Here is a 19,791-nt window from a genome sequence, read left to right as displayed (position 1 = left end):
CGCATCGACCGGCACGAATTTCCGTTTTTCACCGGTTCACGGAAACGTATGTCCTGTGAACAATGTGTCGCCAGACAGGCGGCTTTGGTGAACAGTCAGCATGGTCTATCTGATGGGCGATCAACCCCATTCGGAGAGCCACCATGTCCACCAACACTTCCTTCGCCGGCGCCGGCACCGCGTCCAACAGTTCTGTCACGATCCTGCTCGGCCGCATCCTGCTCGCGGTCATTTTCCTGCTTTCCGGTTTCGGCAAGCTCAGCGCCCTTTCCGGCACCGCGGCCTATTTCGGCGGCCTCGGCCTGCCCTTGCCGACCGTGACGGCCATCGTCGTCGGCCTCATCGAACTGCTCGGCGGTCTGGCCATTCTCGTCGGCTTCCAGACCCGGATTGCCGCCTGGGTGCTGGCGATCTTCACCGTCGCCACGGCCCTGGTCGCCCACACCGGCTGGGCCGACCAGATGCAGATGATCAACTTCATGAAGAACCTGGCGATCACCGGCGGCTTCCTCGTGCTGGCTTCCTCAGGCGCCGGCGCCTATTCGGTCGACGCCAAGCGCGGCTGAACTTCCCTCCCCCGTCTTGACAGCAGTGGCGCGGAATTTTCCGCGCCACTGTTTCGTTGTCGGTGCAGAAGCCTCAATTCAGCGCCCGGATTTGCCGGGGCATCGGTGGTAGGATCTATCGGTCCGGGTGGGTAAAGGCCCAAACCGGCCAAACGACAACGGAGGTGACCATGCCTCGCAACGCACTGCTTCTGGCTTCGCGGCTGCTGCTTGCCGCGCTGTTCGTACCGTCAGGCTTCCATGCGCTCGCCGACATTGCCGGCACATCGGGCTATTTCGCCGGCCTTGGCCTGCCGCTCCCGGGGCTCGCCGCGTGGGGCACGGGCCTGTTCGAGCTGATCGCCGGCCTGCTGATACTCATCGGCTTCCAGACCCGGATCGTGGCTCTGCTTTTGGCCGCCTTCTGCATCGTTGCCGGCTTCATCGGCCATTACGGCCAGGGCGCCGATGATGCGACGCTTGCCTTCCTGCACCAGCAGATGCTGATGAAGGACATCGCGATATCGGGCGGCTTTCTGGCGCTCGCCATGGCCGGCGCCGGCGCCTGGTCGGTCGACGGGCGGGCTGCGGTTTGATATCGCCTAAATCCAAGGGCAGGCCCGGAACCAACCAGACATATGCCCCGGGTTGAACTCTCAATGCCCGAGCCAAGTCGACGCCCGAGCCAAGTCGACCCCCCCCCGTCGAGCTGCGCTCGACACCTCTTCCCCGATCGACGGGGTAGAGGAAGGGCTCGCGTTCGCCAATCTTGGCGCCCCTCCTCTCCCTCCGGACGGGGGAGAGGTGGCTTGGCGAAGCCAAGACGGAGTGGGGGAAGCCGGTCTTCAAACGCGAAGCCGCTGAACAAGTGGCGCGATGGAGTTGGCCGTACCTATTTCACCGAAACGCTCGGTCCGCCCTCGACCGCCAGCACCAGGCGGCGGCCGGTAATTCGCGCCAGTTGCGCCAAGCGCCCGGCCGGCCGCTCGCCATAGAGATCTGCCAGAGATGCCGGCAAGACCAGCGCCAGCACGCTATTGCCGCGCTGCTCCCATTTCAGCCTTGGCATGACGCCGGGCATCGAGGCGGTCAGCAGGTAGACGACGCGCATCGATGCCGCCAGCACCCGCGCCCGCTCCAGATAGCGCGGTGTCGCCAGCGCCTTGATCTCGGGCGCGATGGCTTCGTTGAAGATGCCGTCGTGCCGATAGGCGTTGGCCATCGCCAGATAGGCGCGGCCAGGGTGGTCCACGCCGAAAAAGGAGGCGTGGGCGATGATGTTGAGCGATTGCTTGCCGCGATATTCGGGATGCGCGCGCCAACCGATGTCGGCCAGCAATGCCGCCGCGTGGCGGTAGCGCGCCTCGTCCTCGGTCTCGTCGATGCCGAAAGCGGCAAAGGTCTTGGCCGTCCAGTCGACGAGTTCATGCGCATGGGTGACCGAGCGCGAGCGCAGCCGGGCGAGTTCCTCCGATGCCGAGATCAGCGGATCGGCCTTCTGCTCGGCCTGGTCGAGCAGCGAATAGAGGAAGCCTTCGCGCACGCCGAGCGCCGAGACGATGATCTTCGACGGCTGCATCGCCGCCATGATCTCCTGCAGCACGATGGCACCGTAAGGCAGGAGCGAGCGGCGGTTCTTCGAAACGCCCTCGATGCCTTTGATCTTCTCGATCTCGCCTTTCGCCACTTGCCGCAGGAAATTGGCGGCACTTTCGACGCCGATCTCGTAGTGGTGCATGACGCCAAGCGGATAGTTGGTCATCTCCATGTGCAGCCGGGCGAGATTTCGCCAGGTGCCGCCGACGGCATAGAAAGGCCTGCCTTGCCCGCCTTTGAGCAGCTTCGCCCGCCCCAGCTCGTCGCGCACGATTTTCGCTGCCTGCGTGAGGGAGTTCTTGGCCATATCCTGGAGGCGCAGGCCGCCCAGCGGCAACGTTATGCCGTCGCCGATCGCTTCGCCATTGACGTCGACCAGTTCAAGGCTGCCGCCGCCGAGGTCACCCGCGATACCGTTGGCCGGATGAAAGCCGCAGATGACGCCGAGCGCGGAATAATAGGCTTCCTCGCGGCCGCTGATCACGCGGATCTCGGTCTTGAGCACGTCTTCGGCGCGGTGGATGAAATCGGGGCCGTTGACGGCCTCGCGCGCGGCGGCGGTCGCCAGCACGTACATGTGCTCGGCACCGGCCTGGTCGGAGAGCGCGCGGAAGCGGCGGAACTCCTCCATCGACCGTGTCACGCCCTCGGGGTCGAGCTTCCCCGTCGACACGATGCCGCGGCCGAGGCCCGCCAGCATCTTTTCGTTGAACAGCATGGTCGGCGAGCGCGCCAGCCCCTCATAGACGACAAGGCGGATCGAATTCGAGCCGATGTCGATGATGGACAGCGGTCGGCGATCCTGCAGCCGGCCCTGGGAATCGGACAGCATCAGGCGGCGGCGTTTTTCTTGCGGCGCTTGAATTGCGCGATCCGCTTCGGCGCATGCGATTTCAGCGCATCACCCCGTCCCGACAGGCTCGGATTGGTCATGAAATATTCCTGCGCGTTGAACGGCTCCTCGCCCTCCTCGAGCACGACGCGCCGGGAGGTTCCATCAGCCAATACGTCGAAACTTTGCTGATTGTCCATGATGTTGCCGAGCATGATCTGGCCCAGCACCTGTTCATGCACAGTCGGGTTGGTGATCGGCACCATGGTCTCGACGCGACGGTCGAGATTGCGCGGCATGAGGTCGGCCGAGGAGATGTAGACCACCGCCTCGTCCGACGGCAGGCCGTGGCCATTGCCGAAGCAATAGATGCGGCTGTGCTCGAGGAAACGGCCGACGATCGACTTGACCCTGATGTTTTCCGACAGGCCCGGCACCTGCGGCCGCAGGCAGCATATGCCGCGCACGACGAGGTCGATCTCGACGCCCGCTCGGCTGGCGTCGTAGAGCGCGTCGATGATGATCGGATCGACAAGGGCGTTCATCTTCATCCAGATGCGTGCCGGCCGTCCCTCGAGTGCGTGGGCGACCTCATCGGAAATGTGCTGCAGGATACGGTTCCTCAGCGTGAAGGGCGAGATCGCCAGCCGCATTTCGGCGGTCGGCTCGGCATAGCCGGTGATGAAGTTGAAAAGCTGGGCGACATCGCGTGCGATCGTTGCATCGGTGGTGAAGAAGGACAGGTCGGTGTAGATGCGCGCGGTCACCGGATGGTAATTGCCGGTGCCCAGATGCACATAATTGCGCAGCTTGCCGTCCTCGCGCCGCACCACCAGCGACATCTTGGCGTGGGTCTTGAGCTCGAGGAAGCCGAACACGACCTGGACGCCGGCGCGCTCGAGGTCGCGCGCCCAGCGGATGTTGGCCTCCTCGTCGAAGCGAGCCTTGAGCTCGACCAGTGCCGTCACCGACTTGCCGGCCTCGGCGGCGTCGACCAGCGCACGCACGATCGGGCTGTCGTTGGAGGTTCGGTAAAGCGTCTGCTTGATCGCCACCACTTCCGGGTCGGCCATCGCCTGGCGCAGGAACTGCACCACCACGTCGAAGGATTCGTAGGGGTGGTGGACGATGATGTCCTTCTCGCGGATAGCGGCGAAGCAATCGCCGCCATGCTCGCGGATGCGCTCGGGGAAACGCGGATTGTAGGGCGTGAATTTGAGGTCGTCGCGGGCAACGGCGACGATCTCCGAAATCTGGCTGAGCGCCAGCGGGCCGGTCAGGACGCTGATGCGGCTCGACGAAACGCCGAGTTCGCCGGCGACGAATTCGCGCAGTTCGGCCGGCATGAGCATGTCGAACTCGATGCGAATGACGGAGCCGCGGCGGCGGCGCTTTAGCGCGGTCTCGAACAGGCGCACGAGATCTTCCGATTCCTCCTCGACCTCGATGTCGCTGTCGCGAATGATGCGGAACGTGCCGGAGCCCTTGACCTCGTAACCCGGGAACAACTTGCCGATGTAAAGGCCGACCGCCTCTTCCAGCGGGATGAAGCGGACATGGTGCTTGCGGTCCGGCAAACGGATGAAACGCTTCAGCGCCACCGGCAGGCGCAAGAGCGCGCTCATCTCCTCGCCGTTCTTGCGATGGCGAAGCTGCAGCGCCATCGAGAAGCCGAGATTGGGGATAAACGGGAACGGATGCGCCGGGTCGATCGACAATGGCGTGAGAACAGGAAACACCTGGTCCTGGAAGTGCTCCTCCAGCCAGGCCTTCTCGTCCTTGGTCAGCGCGTCGCGGGTGATGCTCTCGATGCCTTCCTTGTTGAGCAGCACGGTCAGCGCCGAAAGGCTTTTCTGCTGGTCTTCCTGCAACCGTTCGACCTCGCGCAGCAGCTGTTCGAGCTGCTGTTCGGGGGTACGCCCGTCCGGACTTCTCAACACGATGCCTTCGCGAACCTGGCCGGCCAGGCCGGCGACGCGCACCATGAAGAACTCATCGAGATTGGCCGCGGAGATCGACAGGAAACGTACCCTCTCCAGCAGCGGATGGTTTGTGTTCTGCGATTCCTCGAGCACGCGGCGGTTGAACTGCAACCAGGAGAACTCGCGATTGACGAAACGATCCGGATTGCCTTCCGGGCTTGCCGCTTCCGCATTGATGAACTCGCTCTGGACCGGCTTCAGTTCGTTCATGGTTCCTGCTCTTCCCACGTCTGGTTGCTTCGCCGCTTTCGGGCGGCGCCCAGGCTGTTGCGCCTGGCCGCGATGCTCCAGCCGGTTAACCGGCTTAACTTATCCTCTGACAGGCTTTTGCGACAGTTTCATTTCATCGAACTTGCAAACAGGCCGGTTATGATCCAAACGCTGAGCAGACTGCGCTAAAGGAGACGACGATGGCAGGCGGTTCCATTCCCCATTTCCAGAACGATGCGGGCCATCCGGCGATCGATATCGGAGTCAAGGAATTCATGTGCACCGGCGCCAACCCGCCTTTCGACCATCCGCATGTGTTTCTCGATATGGGCGACGACAATGAGAAGGTCTGCCCCTACTGCTCGACGCTCTACCGCTATTCGCCGAAGCTGACGGCGATGGAAACGCTGCCGGCCGGCTGCCTCTACATCGACCAGGCCGCCTGACTTCCAGCGGCCCGGCCAATGGCAGACGCACAGTCCCGGCAAGTCATCATCGCCGGGGCGGGTATTGCCGGGCTGACCGCGGCGTTGGCTTTCGCCGAGCGGGGCTATACAGTGCGGATCTTCGAACAGGCGCAGCGCCTCGAAGCGGCGGGCGCCGGCATCCAGCTTTCGCCCAACGCGACACGCATCCTGCGTGAGCTCGGCGTACTCGACGCACTTCTTCCCAATGCCGTCAGGCCGGAAGCCGTGGTGCTGAAGGATGCGGCAACCTTGGGCGAACTGGCGCGCGTACCTTTTGGACGAGCCGGCGAGGCGCGCTGGGGTGCGCCCTACCTCGTGGCGCATCGAGCGGACCTGCAAAACGCGCTGATGGCGCGCGTGGCTGCCATGCCCGATGTTCATCTCACTACTGGTGCGCGCCTTGGCAGCGTCACGATCAGCAGTTCAGGCGTCACTGCGGCAGCCGATGTGGGTGGCAGGCTCGTCGCGGCGGAAGGTTTCCTTCTGGTCGGCGCCGATGGCGTCTGGTCGTCGATGCGCGGACTTGCCGACCAAGGAAGGAAAAACAGGCTTGCGAAAAGCCACTTCTCCGGCGAACTGGCCTGGCGGGCAACCGTCAGCGCAGACAGTCCTGCCGGGCAAGCTTTTGCAGAGATCGGTGCGCCGGACTGCGTCACCACCTTCCTGCATCCCGGCTTTCACATGGTCGCCTATCCCGTCAGCAAGGGCAGCGCCATCAATCTCGTCGCTTTCACCAAGGGCGAGCGTATCGCCGAAGGCTGGTCCGGCCATGCCGATCCCGCAATCCTGGCCGGCGCCATGCGCCGCACCGCGCCGGCGCTGGCAAGGCTTGCGGAGTTGGCCGGCCCGTGGGCGGCCTGGCCGATCCATACGGTCGATCAGAAGCAGCCATGGGTAAGGTCGGGCCGCATCGCGCTGGTCGGCGACGCGGCGCATGCCATGACGCCGTTCGCGGCACAGGGCGCCGCGATGGCCATCGAGGATGCCGCCACGCTTGCCGACGTCATGGCCGCCTCCCCTGCCGACCTGGCCGGAAGTCTTCAAATCTGGGAAGGCCTGCGCCGGCCGCGCGTCGTGAGAGTGGCACGTCGCGGCGCCCTCAACCGCCTTGCCTGGCATGCCTGGGGTCCGGTGGCATTGGCGCGCAACCTTTTCCTGAAAATGCGGGCGCCGAAGAAGCTCGCCGCGGATTTGGACTGGCTTTATGGGTGGCGGGCCTAGAACTCGAACGAGGCGTTGGCGTTATCTGCGCTACCTACCATTATACAGCTTCAACGACCACCCAAGCGAGACCGGCAGCGGGTTCCACCAACCGGTCCGCAGGCCGGCGGTTCGCAAGGCGGCGGCCGTCCAGGTGTTGCAGCCGGCCAGCGCATTGAAATGGCCGTTCGCCTCATAGAAGCGGTCGAAATCGGAATAGGCGGCCCTGGCGATGACGATCGGCCCGCCTGGTCCTTGCTGAAAACTCGCATCGATGAAGTCGAGCAATGCCGCAAAGCGGTCTTCCGGGATGTCGAAGCCGGCGACATCGGGTCCGTAGATATCGCCGGCGACCTCGACATGCATCACTGAAGCGTCAAGCGTCAGGGCCTTGAATACGGGCATCGCCTTCAGCTGCGACCAGGTCGGCGTCTCCAGGTAGAAGGCGCGGCCGCCCCAGCCGAAGACGATGTAGCGCACCTCGGGCGCGTCGGAAGGCTGGCCGGCAGCGGCGAGGAAGCGAAAGCGCCGGCGCACGCCGTCATCGACGGGAATGGCGATGTCGGTGTGGATCGGATTGCTCAGCACCAGAATGTGCCTGGCGCCCTCGCCGGCCGCGGCAGCCGGCCAGAGTGGCCGCGGCACCAGCGTGCCGAGTGCCGCGACCAGCACCACCGCGGCAACCAGCATGGCCAGGAAACGAAGGCGTTTTCTCATCCGGGCATAGTTCTTCCGGTTCCATCACGTTTCAATCGAAACGATCCGATCGGCCAAATGTGAAAAAGCCCGACCGTGGCGCGGCCGGGCTCCTTCCATTTCGACGAAGCAGCGCTCAGTGCAATATCTGCGACAGGAACAGCTTCGTGCGCTCGTGGCGCGGGTGATCGAAGAACTCGGCCGGCGTGTTCTGCTCGACGATCTGGCCCTGATCCATGAAGATCACCCGGTTGGCGACTTTCCGCGCAAAGCCCATCTCGTGGGTGACGCACAGCATGGTCATGCCTTCCTCGGCAAGGCTAACCATGGTCTCCAGCACTTCCTTGATCATTTCCGGGTCGAGTGCCGAGGTCGGCTCATCGAACAGCATGATGCGCGGGTTCATGCACAGCGAACGGGCGATCGCCACGCGCTGCTGCTGGCCGCCGGAGAGCTGGCCCGGATATTTGTTGGCCTGCTCGGGGATCTTGACGCGCTTGAGGAAATGCATGGCCATCTCCTCGGCCTGTTTCTTCGGCGTCTTGCGCACCCAGATCGGCGCCAGCGTGCAGTTCTCCAGGATGGTCAGGTGGGGAAACAGGTTGAAGTGCTGGAACACCATGCCGACCTCTCGGCGCACCTCGTCAATTTTTTTGAGATCGTTGGTCAATTCCTTGCCGTCGACGAAGATCTTGCCCTTCTGGTGTTCTTCGAGCCGGTTGATGCAGCGGATCATGGTGGACTTGCCGGAGCCGGACGGGCCGCAGATGACGATGCGCTCGCCGCGCATCACCTTGAGGTTGATGTCCTTCAGCACATGGAACTCGCCATACCATTTGTGCATGGCGATGATGTCGATGGCGACATCGGTTGTCGAGATGTGCATCTTCGCGGCATTGACCTTGATCTCTTCCGCGCTGACGGCGTTTTCGGTGGCCATGAACCAATCCCCTTTTTATCGTTTGTAACCGGTGTCGAGCCGGCGTTCCGTATACATTGAATAGCGCGACATGCCGAAGCAGAACAGCCAAAACACGAAGGCGGCGAACACGAGACCGGATTTCGCGGTCTGCGGTGTCGCCCAGTTGGCGTCCGAGAAGTTCTGCTTGACCACGCCGAGCAGGTCGAACATCGAAATGATGAGGACCAGGCTGGTGTCCTTGAACATACCGATGAAGGTGTTGACGATGCCGGGAATGACCAGCTTCAGCGCCTGCGGCAGCACGATCAGTCCCATCTTCTGCCAATAGCCGAGGCCGAGCGAATCGGCGCCCTCATATTGGCCCTTGGGGATCGCCTGCAGGCCGCCGCGCACCACTTCCGCCATATAGGCGGCGGCAAACAGCGACACGCCGATCAATGCCCTCAGATACTTGTCGAAGGTGACGCCGGCGGGCAGGAAAAGCGGCAGCATGACGCTGACGAAGAACAGCACTGTGATCAGCGGGATGCCGCGCACAGCTTCAATGAAGATGATGCACAGCATCTTGACGATCGGCATCTTGGAGCGCCGGCCGAGCGCCAGCACGGTGCCCAGCGGCAGCGACACGGCGATGCCGACGAAGGAGAGGCTGAGCGTGATCAGCAGTCCGCCCCACCGCGACGTCTCGACATGCGGCAGGCCGAACACGCCGCCGACCAGAAGGAAGAAGGCGACGATCGGCAGCACGAGGAAAAGCAGGATGGCGTTCAGGCCCTTGCGCGGCACGCTGGGGACCAGCATCGGCACCAGCAGCGCCGCGAACAGGATGGCGACCAGGATCGGCCGCCAGCGCTCCTCGACCGGATAGGTGCCGAACATGAACTGGCCGAACTTGGCGTTGACGAAGGCCCAGCAGGCGCCGCTCCAGCCATCGGGCTGGATGCCGCCCTGCGCCACTGTCGCGCAGACGGTCCGGTCCGGCCCGGTCCACTGGGCATTGATGAAGGCCCAGTTGATGACCTGCGGCAGGACCCAGGCGACGATGATGATGCCGAGTATGGTGAGGATGGTGTCGCCGACCGAACCGACGAGGTTCTTGCGGACCCAGGCATACAGGCCACGCTCGCTGATCGGCGCCGCCTCCGCCAGGGCCATTTCGGTGCGCACCCAGGACATGTCGTGTTCCTGCATGGCCCTACCTTTCCACCAACGCCATTCTGGCATTGACCACGTTCATCACGGCCGAGGTCACCAGGCTGAGTATGAGATAGGCGATCATCATGATCAGCACGCCCTCGACCGCCTGGCCGGTCTGGTTGAGCACCGTGCCGGCGGTCGCCGTCAGGTCCGGATAGCCGATGGCGATGGCCAGCGAAGAGTTCTTGGTCAGGTTGAGATACTGGCTGGTCAACGGCGGGATGACGATGCGCATGGCCTGCGGCACCACGACCAGCCGCAGGATCGATCCCGAGCGCAGGCCAAGTGCGGCGGCGGCCTCGGTCTGGCCCTTGCTGACACCCCTGATGCCGGCCCGCACGATCTCGGCGATGAAGGCCGCCGTGTAGCAGGACAGCGCCAGATAGAGCGACAGGAACTCCGGCTTGACCTGGAAGCCGCCGGTCAGGTTGAAGGTCGATTGTTTCGGAAAATCGAAGCTCAGCGGAAAGCCGCTCAGCGCATAGGCGAGCAGCGGCAGGCCGACGATCAGCGCGACGGACGTCCAGAACACGGGAAACTGCTGACCCGTCGCCATCTGCCGCTGGCGCGCCTTGCGGGCGACGAACCAGGCCATGGCGATACCCACGATGAGCGCCACGAAGATCAGCCATGAGCCCTCGCCCCAGACGGCGCGCGGGAAATAGAAACCGCGCTGGTTGAGGAAGGAACCGAAAGGCAGGTTATAGCTCTCGCGCGGCGGCGGCAACACGGCCAGCACGCCCGAATACCAGAAGAAGATGACCAGCAGCGGCGGGATGTTGCGGAAGATCTCGACATAGACCGTGCAGATCTTGCGGATCAGCCAATTCTGCGACAGCCGGCCGATGCCGATGACGAAGCCGATAATGGTCGCGGTGACGATGCCGGCCACGGCGACGATGATGGTGTTGATCAGGCCGACAATGATGGCGCGACCGTAGGTCGAATCGGACGTGTAGGCGATCGGCGTGTCCGAGATGTCGAATCCGGCGCGGCCCCTGAGAAAGCCGAAACCGGAGGCGATGTGAAGACGCTGCAGATTGTCGATGACGTTCTGCACGATCCACCAGACAGAGCCGAACAGAACGACGACGACCAGTGTCTGGAAGAAGAGACTGCGGACTTTCGGGTCGTTGATAAAGGAGCCGCGACTTGTGTCCTCGCGAAGGACTTCCTGCGATGCCATATCACCGTCCCCTGTGAAAGAGAAACCGGAAGGCAGAACCATCTGCCTTCCGGATCACATTTCGATCAGCGGATCGGCGGAGCGTATTGCAGGCCGCCCTTGGTCCACAGCGCGTTGATGCCGCGGGCGATCTTCAGCGGGCTGCCCGAGCCGACATTGCGATCGAACATTTCGCCGTAATTGCCGACCGCCTTGACGATGTTGACGACCCAGTCGTTGGAGACGCCGAGATCGGTGCCGATCTTGGTGTCGGCTTCCTGGCCAAGCACGCGCTTGATCTCAGGGCTGGCCGAGTTCTTCATCTCGTCGACATTGGCCTTGGTGATGCCGAGTTCCTCGGCGTCGAGCAGCGCGAAATAGGTCCACTTGACGATATGGTACCACTGGTCGTCGCCCTGGCGCACCGCCGGTCCGAGCGGCTCCTTGGAGATGATCTCCGGCAGCACGACGTGATCGGCCGGCGCACCCAGCGTCAGGCGGATGCCGTAAAGGCCCGACTGGTCTGTGGTGTAGACGTCGCAGCGGCCGGCGTCATAGGCTGCGTTGACCTCTTCGAGCTTCTCGAAAACGACCGGATTGTACTCCATCTTGTTCGCCTTAAAGTAGTCGGCGAGGTTGAGCTCGGTGGTGGTGCCGCTCTGCACGCAGACGGCGGCGCCGGACAGCTGAAGCGCCGAATTGACGCCCGGCAGCTTCTTGGCGTTGATCATGAAGCCCTGGCCGTCATAGTAGGTGGTGCCGATGAAGTTCAGGCCAAGTGCCGTGTCGCGGTTAATGGTCCAGGTGGTGTTGCGCGACAGGATGTCGATCTCGCCCGACTGCAGCGCGGTGAAGCGCTCCTTGGCGCTGAGCGGCGTGAACTTGACCTTGGAGCCGTCACCGAAGACGGCGGCCGCCACGGCGCGGCAGAAATCGGCATCGATGCCTTGCCAGTCACCCTTGTCGTCCGGCGCGGAGAAGCCGGCCAGACCCGTCGAGACGCCGCACTGGATGAAGCCCTTCTGCTTGACCGTGTCGAGCGTGGTGGCTGAAGCCGTTGAAGCCACGGCTCCAAGCGCGGCGGCTCCAAGGATGCCGATTGCAATGTGTTTCATGACCCACAGACCCTTTTCTGTTTTCAGGCAAACCTGATCTTTTTTTCCCGCGTGAACGCAGCTTTTCGTTCCGGCCCATTTCCGGAACTCCGCATCGCAGTCGACGCGCCGCCTCCCATTCACGAACAGCATCGAAGGCGATAATTCCTGTGAGGTCAAGGAAAATGACCGAATTCAGATGGGTTTGAAAATCGTTTGCCGCAATTGCCTGAATCGCAGACAAACGCGCCCGCAATTTAGTCAGAAGCGCGAATAAAGCCGGCGAAGCTCGCCCTACGACAGGCTGCGCTCTGTCCGCAAAAAGTCCATCCGCCGGGATTACTCTGCGTTACTGTGCTCTGCCGGCCGGTTGCGTGCCGATGTCTGCGCCCTCTGGCTGGTCTGGGTCATGGTGAAGGTGCGCTTTGCGCTATTAGGCAACGCATGCCGCTGCCGGCGGCGGGCTTTCTGGCCGCCGGCACTGCCGCTTGCAGTCGGCCTGCGGCGGCTCGGCAATTGGCACATTCGAAGTCGGGGTCCTGGCGAAAGCCGGCTGTTGCGCGGTCCATGTCGCCGCACTATGGCTAGCGGCTTACCAAAAAAGGCGACGACGAATGGCAAAAGACGGCAACGAACCGGTGACTGGCAAAATAGGCATCAACACGCGGCTTGCCCATTCGGGCAACAACCCGCACGACTATTTCGGCTTCGTCAATCCGCCTGTCGTGCACGCCTCCACGGTGCTGTTCCGCAATGCCGCCTCGATGGCTGGACGGGACCAGAAATACACCTACGGCACGCGCGGCACACCGACCACCGACGCCTTGGCCCAGGCCATAGACGCGCTGGAGGGGTCGTTCGGCACGATCGTGGTCCCGTCGGGCCTGGCGGCGGTGACGGTGCCGCTGCTTGCCTTCGTTTCGGCGGGCGACCACCTGCTGATCGTCGACAGCGTCTATCATCCGACGCGCAACTTCGCCGACACGATGCTGAAGCGGCTCGGCGTCGAGGTCGAGTATTATGCTCCCGGCATCGGCGCGGGCATCGCCGCCTTGATCAAGCCGAACACCAAGGTGGTGTTCACGGAATCGCCGGCCTCAAACACGTTCGAGGTGCAGGACATACCAGCCATCGCGAAGGCCGCGCACGCCGCCGGTGCCATCGTCATGATGGACAATACCTGGGCGACGCCGCTTTATTTCCGTCCGCTCGACCATGGCGTCGACATCTCGATCCATGCGGCGACGAAATATCCCGCCGGTCATTCGGACGTGCTGCTGGGTACGGTGTCGGCCACCGAGGCCTGCTGGAAACAGCTGTATGAAAGCTTCTGCACGCTTGGCTGCTGCGCCGGACCCGACGACGTCTACCAGGTGCTGCGCGGCTTGCGCACCATGGGGGTGCGCCTCGATCACCATCAGCGCAGCGCGCTCGCCATCGCGGCATGGCTGGAGGGCCAGAAGGGCGTGGCGCGCGTGCTCCACCCTGGCCTTCCCAGCCATCCCGACCACGCGCTGTGGAAGCGTGACTTTTCCGGCTCCAGCGGCATCTTCTCCATCGTGCTTGCCGGCGGCGGCCAGAACCAGCAGCACGCGTTCCTCGACGCATTGCGGATCTTCGGTCTCGGCTACTCCTGGGGCGGTTACGAGAGCCTTGCCGTGCCGGTCTGGCTCGGCGACCGCGTCGTTGCCAAGGGCCCCTATGAAGGGCCGTTGATTCGTCTCCAGATCGGCCTCGAGGATGTCGAGGACCTCATGACCGATATTCTTCGCGGGCTCACCGCCGCCGCAGCGGCCTGACGCGACCTCTCGGACCGATACCAGCAACGCCCGCAAGGCCTTGACGCGATTGAGCAAACGGGGGCCGCACGCGGCGCCCCGGTCCGGCCATGTCGGCAATATTATTCTCCCCATCCGCAGTTTTGCGGATTTGTTTGACTTCCAAATTGCCGGCTTCCGCTTCATTGCGGCAGCGGAAATCATTCCCCAGCCACCGCACCAAGAGCCTGCCCATGGCGTTCCGCCTCTTTGTTCCCATTCTTGCCGGCGCGACGCTGCGCGAACGCATCATCGCCTGCGTCGGTGCGATGATCGGCATTGCGCTGACTGGCGCGATCAGCGGACTCACACTGGGTAGCGGGCCACATGTGCCGCTGCTGGTGGCGCCAATGGGAGCATCGGCGGTGCTGTTGTTCGCGGTGCCCGCCAGCCCGCTGGCGCAGCCCTGGTCGATCATCGGCGGCAACACGATCTCGGCGCTTGTCGGCGTGATCGTGGTGCAATTCGTGCACCAGCCGGTGCTCGCCACCGGTATTGCGGTAGCGTTGGCGATCGCCGCAATGTCGTTCACGCGCTGCCTGCATCCACCCGGGGGTGCGGCGGCATTGACCGCGGTGTTCGGCGGTCCAGCCGTGATCAGCGCCGGCTTCCTGTTTCCCTTCGTGCCGGTGGCGGTCAATTCGATGCTGCTGGTGGCGCTTGGCTACAGCTTCCACAAGCTGGCCCGGCGCAACTACCCGCACGTGCCGGCCCCGGCGCCGGTAAACAGCCACGGCACCATCGACCCGCCGGCGCAATTGCGTGTCGGTTTTCGCTCCGAGGACATCGATGCCGCGCTTGGAGCGCTCGACGAGACCTTCGACATCGACCGGGGCGATCTCGACCGGCTGCTGCGGCAGGTCGAATTGCAGGCCATGGTGCGCGAGCATGCGACGTTGCGGTGCGAAGACATCATGTCGCGCGACGTCATCTCGGTGGACGAGCACACGCCAGCCGCCGCTGCGCGCCAATTGCTGCTTGACCACAACATACGCACCTTGCCGGTGGTGGATGCCGAGGCAAGGCTGGCCGGAACCGTGGGCTTGCGGGAACTGACGCTGGCGGCCGGCACGGTCGGAACCGTGATCTCGCCGGCGGCAACCGCAACTGCCGGCTCGAACGCCATGGCGCTGCTGCCAGTGCTGACCGACGGGCGCAGCCACGCCGTCATCATCGTCGACGATAAAAACCACATCCTCGGGCTGATCACGCAGACCGATCTGCTGGCCGCGACGGCGCGGATGCAAAACACCGGCACGGAGCCGGCCAAAGTGCTAGCATAGGTAGCCAGGCGATCGGCCCGGCGTGATTTTTCGGGAACCTTTTTTCGAAACCTGCATCCAATCTTTCGTGCAAGGATCGATGGAGGACACATGCCCGCGCTGACGGCAACATCAACAGCGACGGACGAGCTTCGGCTCGTGGCCCGCGCACTCGCCCGCGACAGCGATGCCTTTCGCAAGATCATGAAGCTGAACAACCAGCGGCTCTACCGACTGGCGCGCGGCATGGTGCGCAACGACGGCGAGGCCGAGGACATCGTGCAGGAGGCCTATGTCAGGGCCTTTACCAATCTCGGCACCTATCGCGGCGATGCTTCGCTTTCCACCTGGCTGTCGCGCATCGTCATCAACGAGGCGCTCGGGCGGCTTCGCAAAGGACGGCGAACCGTGGCCATGCCTGAAAACCCGGAAGCGCAGATCATCCGGTTTCCCCTCAACCCAAGCGACGATCCGGAGCGGACGATGGCGCAGCGGCAGATCCTCGGGCTTGTCGAGCGGGCGACCGACAGCCTGCCCGACGCCTATCGCGCGGTTTTCGTGGCCCGCGTCATCGAGGGGCTGAGCATCGAGGAGACCGCCGACCTGCTCGGCGTGCGGCCCGAGACCGTCAAGACGAGACTGCACCGCGCCCGCGTTTTGCTGCGCAAGGCGCTGGACGACGAGATCGGGCCGGTGCTGCTCGACGCCTTTCCCTTCGCCGGCCGGCGCTGCGAGCGGCTGACGCAGGCCGTGATGAAACGGCTCGGATTCGACGGGTGATCTTCAAGGCCAGATCTTTCGCCGATTTGTCGGGAACGTTTCCGCGCCATCCTCATCCAATGAATGTCAACCCAGATGAAGCCCGCTGCCCAGCCTGTCGGGCGAAGGAGATGCCATGCTTATCCGACATACCACAGCGTTTGCCGCCCTCTTGCTGCTTGGCGCTGCCCCATTCGCGCAAGCTGCCGACAAGCCGACCGACCCGCAGATCGCCCACATCGCCTACACAGCCGACATGATCGACATCGAGGCGGCCAAGCAGGCAATCAAGAAATCCAAGAACAAGGAAGTCGTCGATTTCGCCAAGGACATGGAGCGCGACCACGAAGCGGTGAACAAGCAGGCGCTCGACCTGCTCAAGAAGCTCAAGGTGAAGCCGGAAGACAATGCCACCAGCCAGGCGCTGACCAAGGCGGCGAAAGAGGAACATGCCAAGCTCGCCAAGCTGAAAGGGGCTGCCTTCGACAAGGCCTATATCGAAAACGAGGTGGCCTACCACAAGCAGGTCAATGGAGCGCTCGAAACCCTGCTCATTCCGTCGGCCAGCAATGCCGAGCTGAAGAGCCTGCTCGAAACCGGCCTCAAAATCTTCCAGGGGCATGAGCAGCATGCCGAACATGTCGCCGGCATGTTGAAATGAAAGCGGCCGTGCTGATCCGACCGCTCCTTGCCTGGCTGGCGCTGGTGCTTGCCGCCGGCCCGGCGCCGGCCGCGACGATCGAGGTGACGATCGAGAAGCTCGTCTTCTCGCCCGCAAGCGTCGAGGCCAGGGTCGGCGACACGATCGAGTGGGTGAACAAGGACGCATTCGCCCACACGGCCACGGTGAAGGGCAGCTGGGAGGTGATGATGCCGCCGAAGGCGAAGGGAAAACTGACCCTCAAGACGGCGGGAGCGGTTGATTATTTCTGCCGCTTCCATCCCAACATGAAAGGCCGATTGGTAGTGGCGCCCTGAAAATCTGGGCCGGTGGCGGGACTTGGCCGCAAATACCAAGCCCCGTCACTCCGGAGCACCCGTCACTCCGGAGCAATTCAGCACGGAACAGTCGCGCCAGGGATCAGAGCGCCAGCCATGCCGTGCCAGCCGCCAGCGTTAGCAGCGTCAATGGCAGGCCGACTTTGAAGAAAGCGCCGAACGACAGCGACGTGCCGGCGGCGCGCGCCTGTTCGGCAACGATCAGATTGGCGACCGAGCCCAGGAGCGTGAAATTGCCGGCCAGCGTCGAGCTCATGGCGACGACCAGCCAGGCGCGCTCGGGGTTTTCCAGGCCGGGGATGAAGGGCCGCAGCGCCAGCACGGCCGGCACGTTGCTCATTATGTTGGAGAGCACCGCGGTGAAGCCCGACAGGCGCCAGACGTCGTCCAGCCCGAGGTTCTTGGCCGATGCGACGATGTCCGGTGTCAGCAGCGTTCGTTCGGCGCCGGCAACCACGATGAACAGGCCGGCGAACATGAACAGCAATGGCCCGTCGATTTCGCGATAGATGCGCTCTGGTTTGATGGCGCGGGTGAGCAGGAGGATGGCGCCGCCGATGAGCGCCGCCTTGGCGACAGGCACACCGGCGAAGAAGGCAACGGCCAGTCCGATGCAAACCACCACCGCTTTCAGCACCTGGCGGCGATGCATGCGGCCGCGCGAGACCTGTGGCGTCAATTCGCCGTTGCGCGCGAATTCGGTGCGGTAGACGATGCGAACAATGGCGATGACCGCGACGAGACCGAACAGGGCAACCGGAGCCAGAGCCGCTGAAAAGGCCGGATAGGAGATGCCCGACAGCGCACCGATGACCATGTTTTGCGGATTGCCGGTGATGGTGGCGACACTGCCGCAATTTGACGCGGTGGCGGTCGCGATGAGGTAAGGAACCGGATTGCGTTTGATGGCGCGGGTGACGTGAACGACGATCGGCGCCATGACAAGACAGATGGCGTCATTGACCAGGAAGGCCGACAGCAGGCCGGTCAGCAGGGTCACCATAACCAAAAGCATGAACGGCGCATGCGCATGCTCGATCGCGATGGCACCGAGGCCGCGAAAGGCGCCCGAGACCTTCAGATGCGCCACTACGATCATCATGCCGAGCAAAAGCGTGATGGTGTCGAAATTGATGGCGCGGTAGGCATCCTCCAGGCTGATCGCCCCGATGGCTATCATCGCGGCCCCGCCGAGCAGTGCGATCCCCGCCCGATCGAGGCGCAGGCCTGGTATGCGGCCGACGGCGACGCCGGCATAGGTCAGGACCAGGATCAGCAGTGCCGCCGCGCCCATCAATGTCATGCGAAGAAGGCCCTGCCCGATGCATTCAGCCCCGGCCGGAGCTGTGGCCACCACCTTTAGCGGGCGGCGCGCAAAGCGAAAATACCTTCTGCGTGATGGCTGCAGAAATCCCCAGCGACGCGCCCTCGGCGCCGGTGGCTGGCCGGATCCGCCTCAATGAACCGTGATTGTCGCGGCTGGCGGCGTTTGCTGGGAAACCATCGGATCGAAACTGACCTGGTCGCGTCCATTTGACTTGGCGGCATAGAGCCGCCTGTCGGCTGCCGAGAATATCTCCTCATAGGTGGTCGGCCCGTTAAAGGCGGTACCGCCAATGCTCACGGAAAGCGGACAGGACCGGCCGCCCGGCGAAAATTCCACCTCGCGAATTCGCCGGCGGATGCTTTCGGCAACCAGCCAGGATTGCGAGGGATCGACGCCGGGAAGAAACACGCCGAATTCCTCGCCGCCGATGCGGCCGACGATGTCGGTGCCGCGGAGCTGATCCTTGATCGTCTGCGCGATCAGTTTGAGCGCCTGGTCGCCGCAGTCATGCCCAAGCCGGTCATTGATCGATTTGAAGTGATCGGCGTCGATGATCAGCAGCGCACCGGAATTGGCCGACGCCTGTTTGCGGACCTGTTCGAGATAGGCTTCGACCAGCATGGAGAAAGCGCCGCGGTTGAGCACCGCCGTCAGGCTGTCGGTGGCGGCAACGACGGTGAGATCGCGCTGGGCAATGGCCAACTGGCGTATCTTCCACATCAGGAAGAAGAGAAACGATCCACCCAGCACCAGGGGCAACAGAATGTCGGTCAGCTGAGCCCGCCACACAGCTTCGGGCGAAAGATACGGGAAATTGAACGAATCGACGAAAAACGCCACGCCAATGAAGAACGCCGTGCCGGCGGCGGTGACGGCGATCACCCTGCCCCAACTCGTCGGCGACAGGTCGAGCTTCATCTCTTCAACTCCGTTAGCCGCGTCTACTATGACGCGCCAACGCAAACAAAACGATAAGACTTTCCCTCCAATTCGACGGCAGAGGTTGCAGGGTTACGGCCGCCGGACCGGCGGCCGCCTCCGGCCTGCGTCTCGAAGATTTGTCCGGATGATCGATCCGGACCTACGACAGGAGGGTCCTGCCGTCAGCCGTTGGGCGCCGATTCGCCCAGCGTCTCTGCAACAAAGGATGCCGCGATCAGATCGTCGGCATCCAGGCCTAGAGAGCCTTCGCCCGCTCCCATGATGGCGGCAACCTTATGGAAGGTCTTCAGCTCATGGTCGGAAATCCGGGCGGTTTGCATCTTGGCTTTGAGCTCGGCGATACGTCGCCCCAAGGCGGGCGACGTTCCAATTTCACGTTTCGACATGACGCGGTTTTCTCCTTCCCCAACCCATGCTTGTTTTGCCCGCCATTCGCAGCCCGAATGCTTACTTTTATGAGGGACCGCGAATACAAGGCCCCGAACGCGTGATCGTTACGAAGGTTCCCGCGCGACAAGGTCACGAAATAATACGGAAAGGGCGCCGCGGCGGCGGCGTGCCGCCGTCGCGCCGGCAAGCGCATTCGTGAAGACGAGAAGGGATGAAAAGTTCCGACCGGATTCCTGCCCGCGTTGAAATTTCTCACGTCCGGAGCAGCTAAGCCGTTGTGCCCTTCCCGAGAGATGGGTGACAGTTCATTCTGGATAGATGGGTTACACTTTCGGCCCTTTGCAAGGAGAGCAAGGTGCCTTGGAAGGAGTGTAACGTCATGGAAGAGC

19 protein-coding genes are annotated in these 19,791 nt (G+C 63.3%); 9 read left to right on the top strand and 10 right to left on the bottom strand.

Going from position 1 to position 19,791, the window contains the following annotated elements; genetic code table 11:
- Positions 1–143: 143 nt before the first annotated feature.
- Both FJ428_RS25820 and FJ428_RS25815 read left to right on the top strand, forming a co-directional pair.
- A complete protein-coding gene (locus tag FJ428_RS25820) occupies positions 144–566 on the top strand; it encodes a DoxX family protein (RefSeq protein ID WP_140584479.1) in 423 nt (140 codons plus the stop codon).
- 170 nt (positions 567–736) lie between these two features.
- Positions 737–1,141 (top strand): DoxX family protein, encoded by a 405-nt coding sequence (locus tag FJ428_RS25815; RefSeq protein ID WP_140494304.1) that lies wholly within the window; start codon positions 737–739, stop codon positions 1,139–1,141.
- A gap of 296 nt (positions 1,142–1,437) precedes the next feature.
- Here the strand turns inward: FJ428_RS25815 and ppx are convergent, their stop codons facing one another.
- Together ppx and FJ428_RS25805 are read right to left on the bottom strand one after the other, a co-directional pair.
- Complete coding sequence (gene ppx / locus FJ428_RS25810; protein WP_140880461.1) at positions 1,438–2,973, bottom strand: exopolyphosphatase; 1,536 nt, start codon at positions 2,971–2,973, stop codon at positions 1,438–1,440.
- Complete coding sequence (locus FJ428_RS25805) at positions 2,973–5,165, bottom strand: RNA degradosome polyphosphate kinase (protein ID WP_140494308.1); 2,193 nt, start codon at positions 5,163–5,165, stop codon at positions 2,973–2,975. Before FJ428_RS25805 ends, ppx begins: the two co-directional genes overlap by 1 nt.
- A 200-nt stretch (positions 5,166–5,365) precedes the next feature.
- On the opposite strand from FJ428_RS25805, the gene FJ428_RS25800 reads away from it, so the two are divergent.
- Together FJ428_RS25800 and FJ428_RS25795 are read left to right on the top strand one after the other, a co-directional pair.
- Positions 5,366–5,611, top strand: coding sequence for a zinc-finger domain-containing protein (locus tag FJ428_RS25800; protein WP_140494310.1), 246 nt, complete (start codon positions 5,366–5,368; stop codon positions 5,609–5,611).
- Between the two features lie 18 nt (positions 5,612–5,629).
- Positions 5,630–6,853, top strand: a complete 1,224-nt coding sequence (locus FJ428_RS25795; protein WP_140880460.1) for an FAD-dependent monooxygenase — start codon at positions 5,630–5,632, stop codon at positions 6,851–6,853.
- A 30-nt stretch (positions 6,854–6,883) separates the two neighbouring features.
- On the opposite strand, the gene FJ428_RS25790 is transcribed toward FJ428_RS25795, so the two are convergent.
- From FJ428_RS25790 to FJ428_RS25770, 5 genes are all read right to left on the bottom strand, one after another.
- Positions 6,884–7,549 carry a TIGR02117 family protein gene (locus FJ428_RS25790; protein ID WP_140880459.1) on the bottom strand — a complete coding sequence of 222 codons (666 nt, stop codon included), beginning with the start codon at positions 7,547–7,549 and terminating at the stop codon, positions 6,884–6,886.
- Between the two features lie 115 nt (positions 7,550–7,664).
- Positions 7,665–8,468 carry an amino acid ABC transporter ATP-binding protein gene (locus tag FJ428_RS25785; RefSeq protein WP_140494315.1) on the bottom strand — a complete coding sequence of 268 codons (804 nt, stop codon included), beginning with the start codon at positions 8,466–8,468 and terminating at the stop codon, positions 7,665–7,667.
- Between the two features lie 15 nt (positions 8,469–8,483).
- Positions 8,484–9,641 carry an amino acid ABC transporter permease gene (locus FJ428_RS25780; RefSeq protein ID WP_140565096.1) on the bottom strand — a complete coding sequence of 386 codons (1,158 nt, stop codon included), beginning with the start codon at positions 9,639–9,641 and terminating at the stop codon, positions 8,484–8,486.
- A 4-nt stretch (positions 9,642–9,645) separates the two neighbouring features.
- Positions 9,646–10,833, bottom strand: a complete 1,188-nt coding sequence (locus FJ428_RS25775) for an amino acid ABC transporter permease (RefSeq protein ID WP_140494318.1) — start codon at positions 10,831–10,833, stop codon at positions 9,646–9,648.
- 65 nt (positions 10,834–10,898) lie between these two features.
- Positions 10,899–11,927 (bottom strand): amino acid ABC transporter substrate-binding protein, encoded by a 1,029-nt coding sequence (locus FJ428_RS25770; RefSeq protein WP_140494320.1) that lies wholly within the window; start codon positions 11,925–11,927, stop codon positions 10,899–10,901.
- 593 nt (positions 11,928–12,520) lie between these two features.
- On the opposite strand from FJ428_RS25770, the gene FJ428_RS25765 reads away from it, so the two are divergent.
- From FJ428_RS25765 to FJ428_RS25745, 5 genes are all read left to right on the top strand, one after another.
- Positions 12,521–13,705 (top strand): cystathionine beta-lyase, encoded by a 1,185-nt coding sequence (locus tag FJ428_RS25765; protein ID WP_140880458.1) that lies wholly within the window; start codon positions 12,521–12,523, stop codon positions 13,703–13,705.
- A gap of 212 nt (positions 13,706–13,917) precedes the next feature.
- Positions 13,918–15,006 carry an HPP family protein gene (locus FJ428_RS25760; protein WP_140880457.1) on the top strand — a complete coding sequence of 363 codons (1,089 nt, stop codon included), beginning with the start codon at positions 13,918–13,920 and terminating at the stop codon, positions 15,004–15,006.
- Between the two features lie 90 nt (positions 15,007–15,096).
- Positions 15,097–15,765 carry an RNA polymerase sigma factor gene (locus FJ428_RS25755; RefSeq protein WP_140521609.1) on the top strand — a complete coding sequence of 223 codons (669 nt, stop codon included), beginning with the start codon at positions 15,097–15,099 and terminating at the stop codon, positions 15,763–15,765.
- Between the two features lie 115 nt (positions 15,766–15,880).
- A complete protein-coding gene (locus FJ428_RS25750; protein ID WP_140521607.1) occupies positions 15,881–16,405 on the top strand; it encodes a DUF4142 domain-containing protein in 525 nt (174 codons plus the stop codon).
- Positions 16,402–16,722 carry a cupredoxin family copper-binding protein gene (locus FJ428_RS25745; RefSeq protein ID WP_140521605.1) on the top strand — a complete coding sequence of 107 codons (321 nt, stop codon included), beginning with the start codon at positions 16,402–16,404 and terminating at the stop codon, positions 16,720–16,722. Before FJ428_RS25750 ends, FJ428_RS25745 begins: the two co-directional genes overlap by 4 nt.
- Positions 16,723–16,825: 103 nt before the next feature.
- Here FJ428_RS25745 and FJ428_RS25740 read toward each other — a convergent pair whose 3' ends face one another.
- The 3 genes from FJ428_RS25740 to FJ428_RS25730 form a co-directional block, all read right to left on the bottom strand.
- The gene (locus FJ428_RS25740) at positions 16,826–18,046 is read right to left on the bottom strand and encodes an anion transporter (RefSeq protein ID WP_140561862.1); all 1,221 of its coding nucleotides are present in this window, start codon (positions 18,044–18,046) and stop codon (positions 16,826–16,828) included.
- 153 nt (positions 18,047–18,199) lie between these two features.
- Positions 18,200–18,988, bottom strand: a complete 789-nt coding sequence (locus FJ428_RS25735) for a GGDEF domain-containing protein (RefSeq protein ID WP_140494334.1) — start codon at positions 18,986–18,988, stop codon at positions 18,200–18,202.
- A 185-nt stretch (positions 18,989–19,173) separates the two neighbouring features.
- On the bottom strand, positions 19,174–19,398 hold the full coding sequence (locus FJ428_RS25730; protein WP_140494336.1) for a hypothetical protein: 225 nt from the start codon (positions 19,396–19,398) through the stop codon (positions 19,174–19,176).
- Positions 19,399–19,791: the final 393 nt, after the last annotated feature.

This window comes from Mesorhizobium sp. B2-8-1 (assembly GCF_006440955.1).
Classification (GTDB): Bacteria; Pseudomonadota; Alphaproteobacteria; order Rhizobiales; family Rhizobiaceae; genus Mesorhizobium.
Note: the sequence above shows the minus strand (reverse complement) of the source record. Positions and strands in the feature narration are given on the sequence as shown.

Excerpts from the sequence above, each read along its gene's own strand:
- FJ428_RS25820 (WP_140584479.1), top strand. The coding sequence starts at position 144 with ATGTCCACCAACACTTCCTTCGCCGGCGCCGGCACCGCGTCCAACAGT.
- FJ428_RS25815 (WP_140494304.1), top strand. The coding sequence starts at position 737 with ATGCCTCGCAACGCACTGCTTCTGGCTTCGCGGCTGCTGCTTGCCGCG.
- ppx (WP_140880461.1), bottom strand. The coding sequence starts at position 2,973 with ATGCTGTCCGATTCCCAGGGCCGGCTGCAGGATCGCCGACCGCTGTCC.
- FJ428_RS25805 (WP_140494308.1), bottom strand. The coding sequence starts at position 5,165 with ATGAACGAACTGAAGCCGGTCCAGAGCGAGTTCATCAATGCGGAAGCG.
- FJ428_RS25800 (WP_140494310.1), top strand. The coding sequence starts at position 5,366 with ATGGCAGGCGGTTCCATTCCCCATTTCCAGAACGATGCGGGCCATCCG.
- FJ428_RS25795 (WP_140880460.1), top strand. The coding sequence starts at position 5,630 with ATGGCAGACGCACAGTCCCGGCAAGTCATCATCGCCGGGGCGGGTATT.
- FJ428_RS25790 (WP_140880459.1), bottom strand. The coding sequence starts at position 7,549 with ATGAGAAAACGCCTTCGTTTCCTGGCCATGCTGGTTGCCGCGGTGGTG.
- FJ428_RS25785 (WP_140494315.1), bottom strand. The coding sequence starts at position 8,468 with ATGGCCACCGAAAACGCCGTCAGCGCGGAAGAGATCAAGGTCAATGCC.
- FJ428_RS25780 (WP_140565096.1), bottom strand. The coding sequence starts at position 9,641 with ATGCAGGAACACGACATGTCCTGGGTGCGCACCGAAATGGCCCTGGCG.
- FJ428_RS25775 (WP_140494318.1), bottom strand. The coding sequence starts at position 10,833 with ATGGCATCGCAGGAAGTCCTTCGCGAGGACACAAGTCGCGGCTCCTTT.
- FJ428_RS25770 (WP_140494320.1), bottom strand. The coding sequence starts at position 11,927 with ATGAAACACATTGCAATCGGCATCCTTGGAGCCGCCGCGCTTGGAGCC.
- FJ428_RS25765 (WP_140880458.1), top strand. The coding sequence starts at position 12,521 with ATGGCAAAAGACGGCAACGAACCGGTGACTGGCAAAATAGGCATCAAC.
- FJ428_RS25760 (WP_140880457.1), top strand. The coding sequence starts at position 13,918 with ATGGCGTTCCGCCTCTTTGTTCCCATTCTTGCCGGCGCGACGCTGCGC.
- FJ428_RS25755 (WP_140521609.1), top strand. The coding sequence starts at position 15,097 with ATGCCCGCGCTGACGGCAACATCAACAGCGACGGACGAGCTTCGGCTC.
- FJ428_RS25750 (WP_140521607.1), top strand. The coding sequence starts at position 15,881 with ATGCTTATCCGACATACCACAGCGTTTGCCGCCCTCTTGCTGCTTGGC.
- FJ428_RS25745 (WP_140521605.1), top strand. The coding sequence starts at position 16,402 with ATGAAAGCGGCCGTGCTGATCCGACCGCTCCTTGCCTGGCTGGCGCTG.
- FJ428_RS25740 (WP_140561862.1), bottom strand. The coding sequence starts at position 18,046 with ATGACATTGATGGGCGCGGCGGCACTGCTGATCCTGGTCCTGACCTAT.
- FJ428_RS25735 (WP_140494334.1), bottom strand. The coding sequence starts at position 18,988 with ATGAAGCTCGACCTGTCGCCGACGAGTTGGGGCAGGGTGATCGCCGTC.
- FJ428_RS25730 (WP_140494336.1), bottom strand. The coding sequence starts at position 19,398 with ATGTCGAAACGTGAAATTGGAACGTCGCCCGCCTTGGGGCGACGTATC.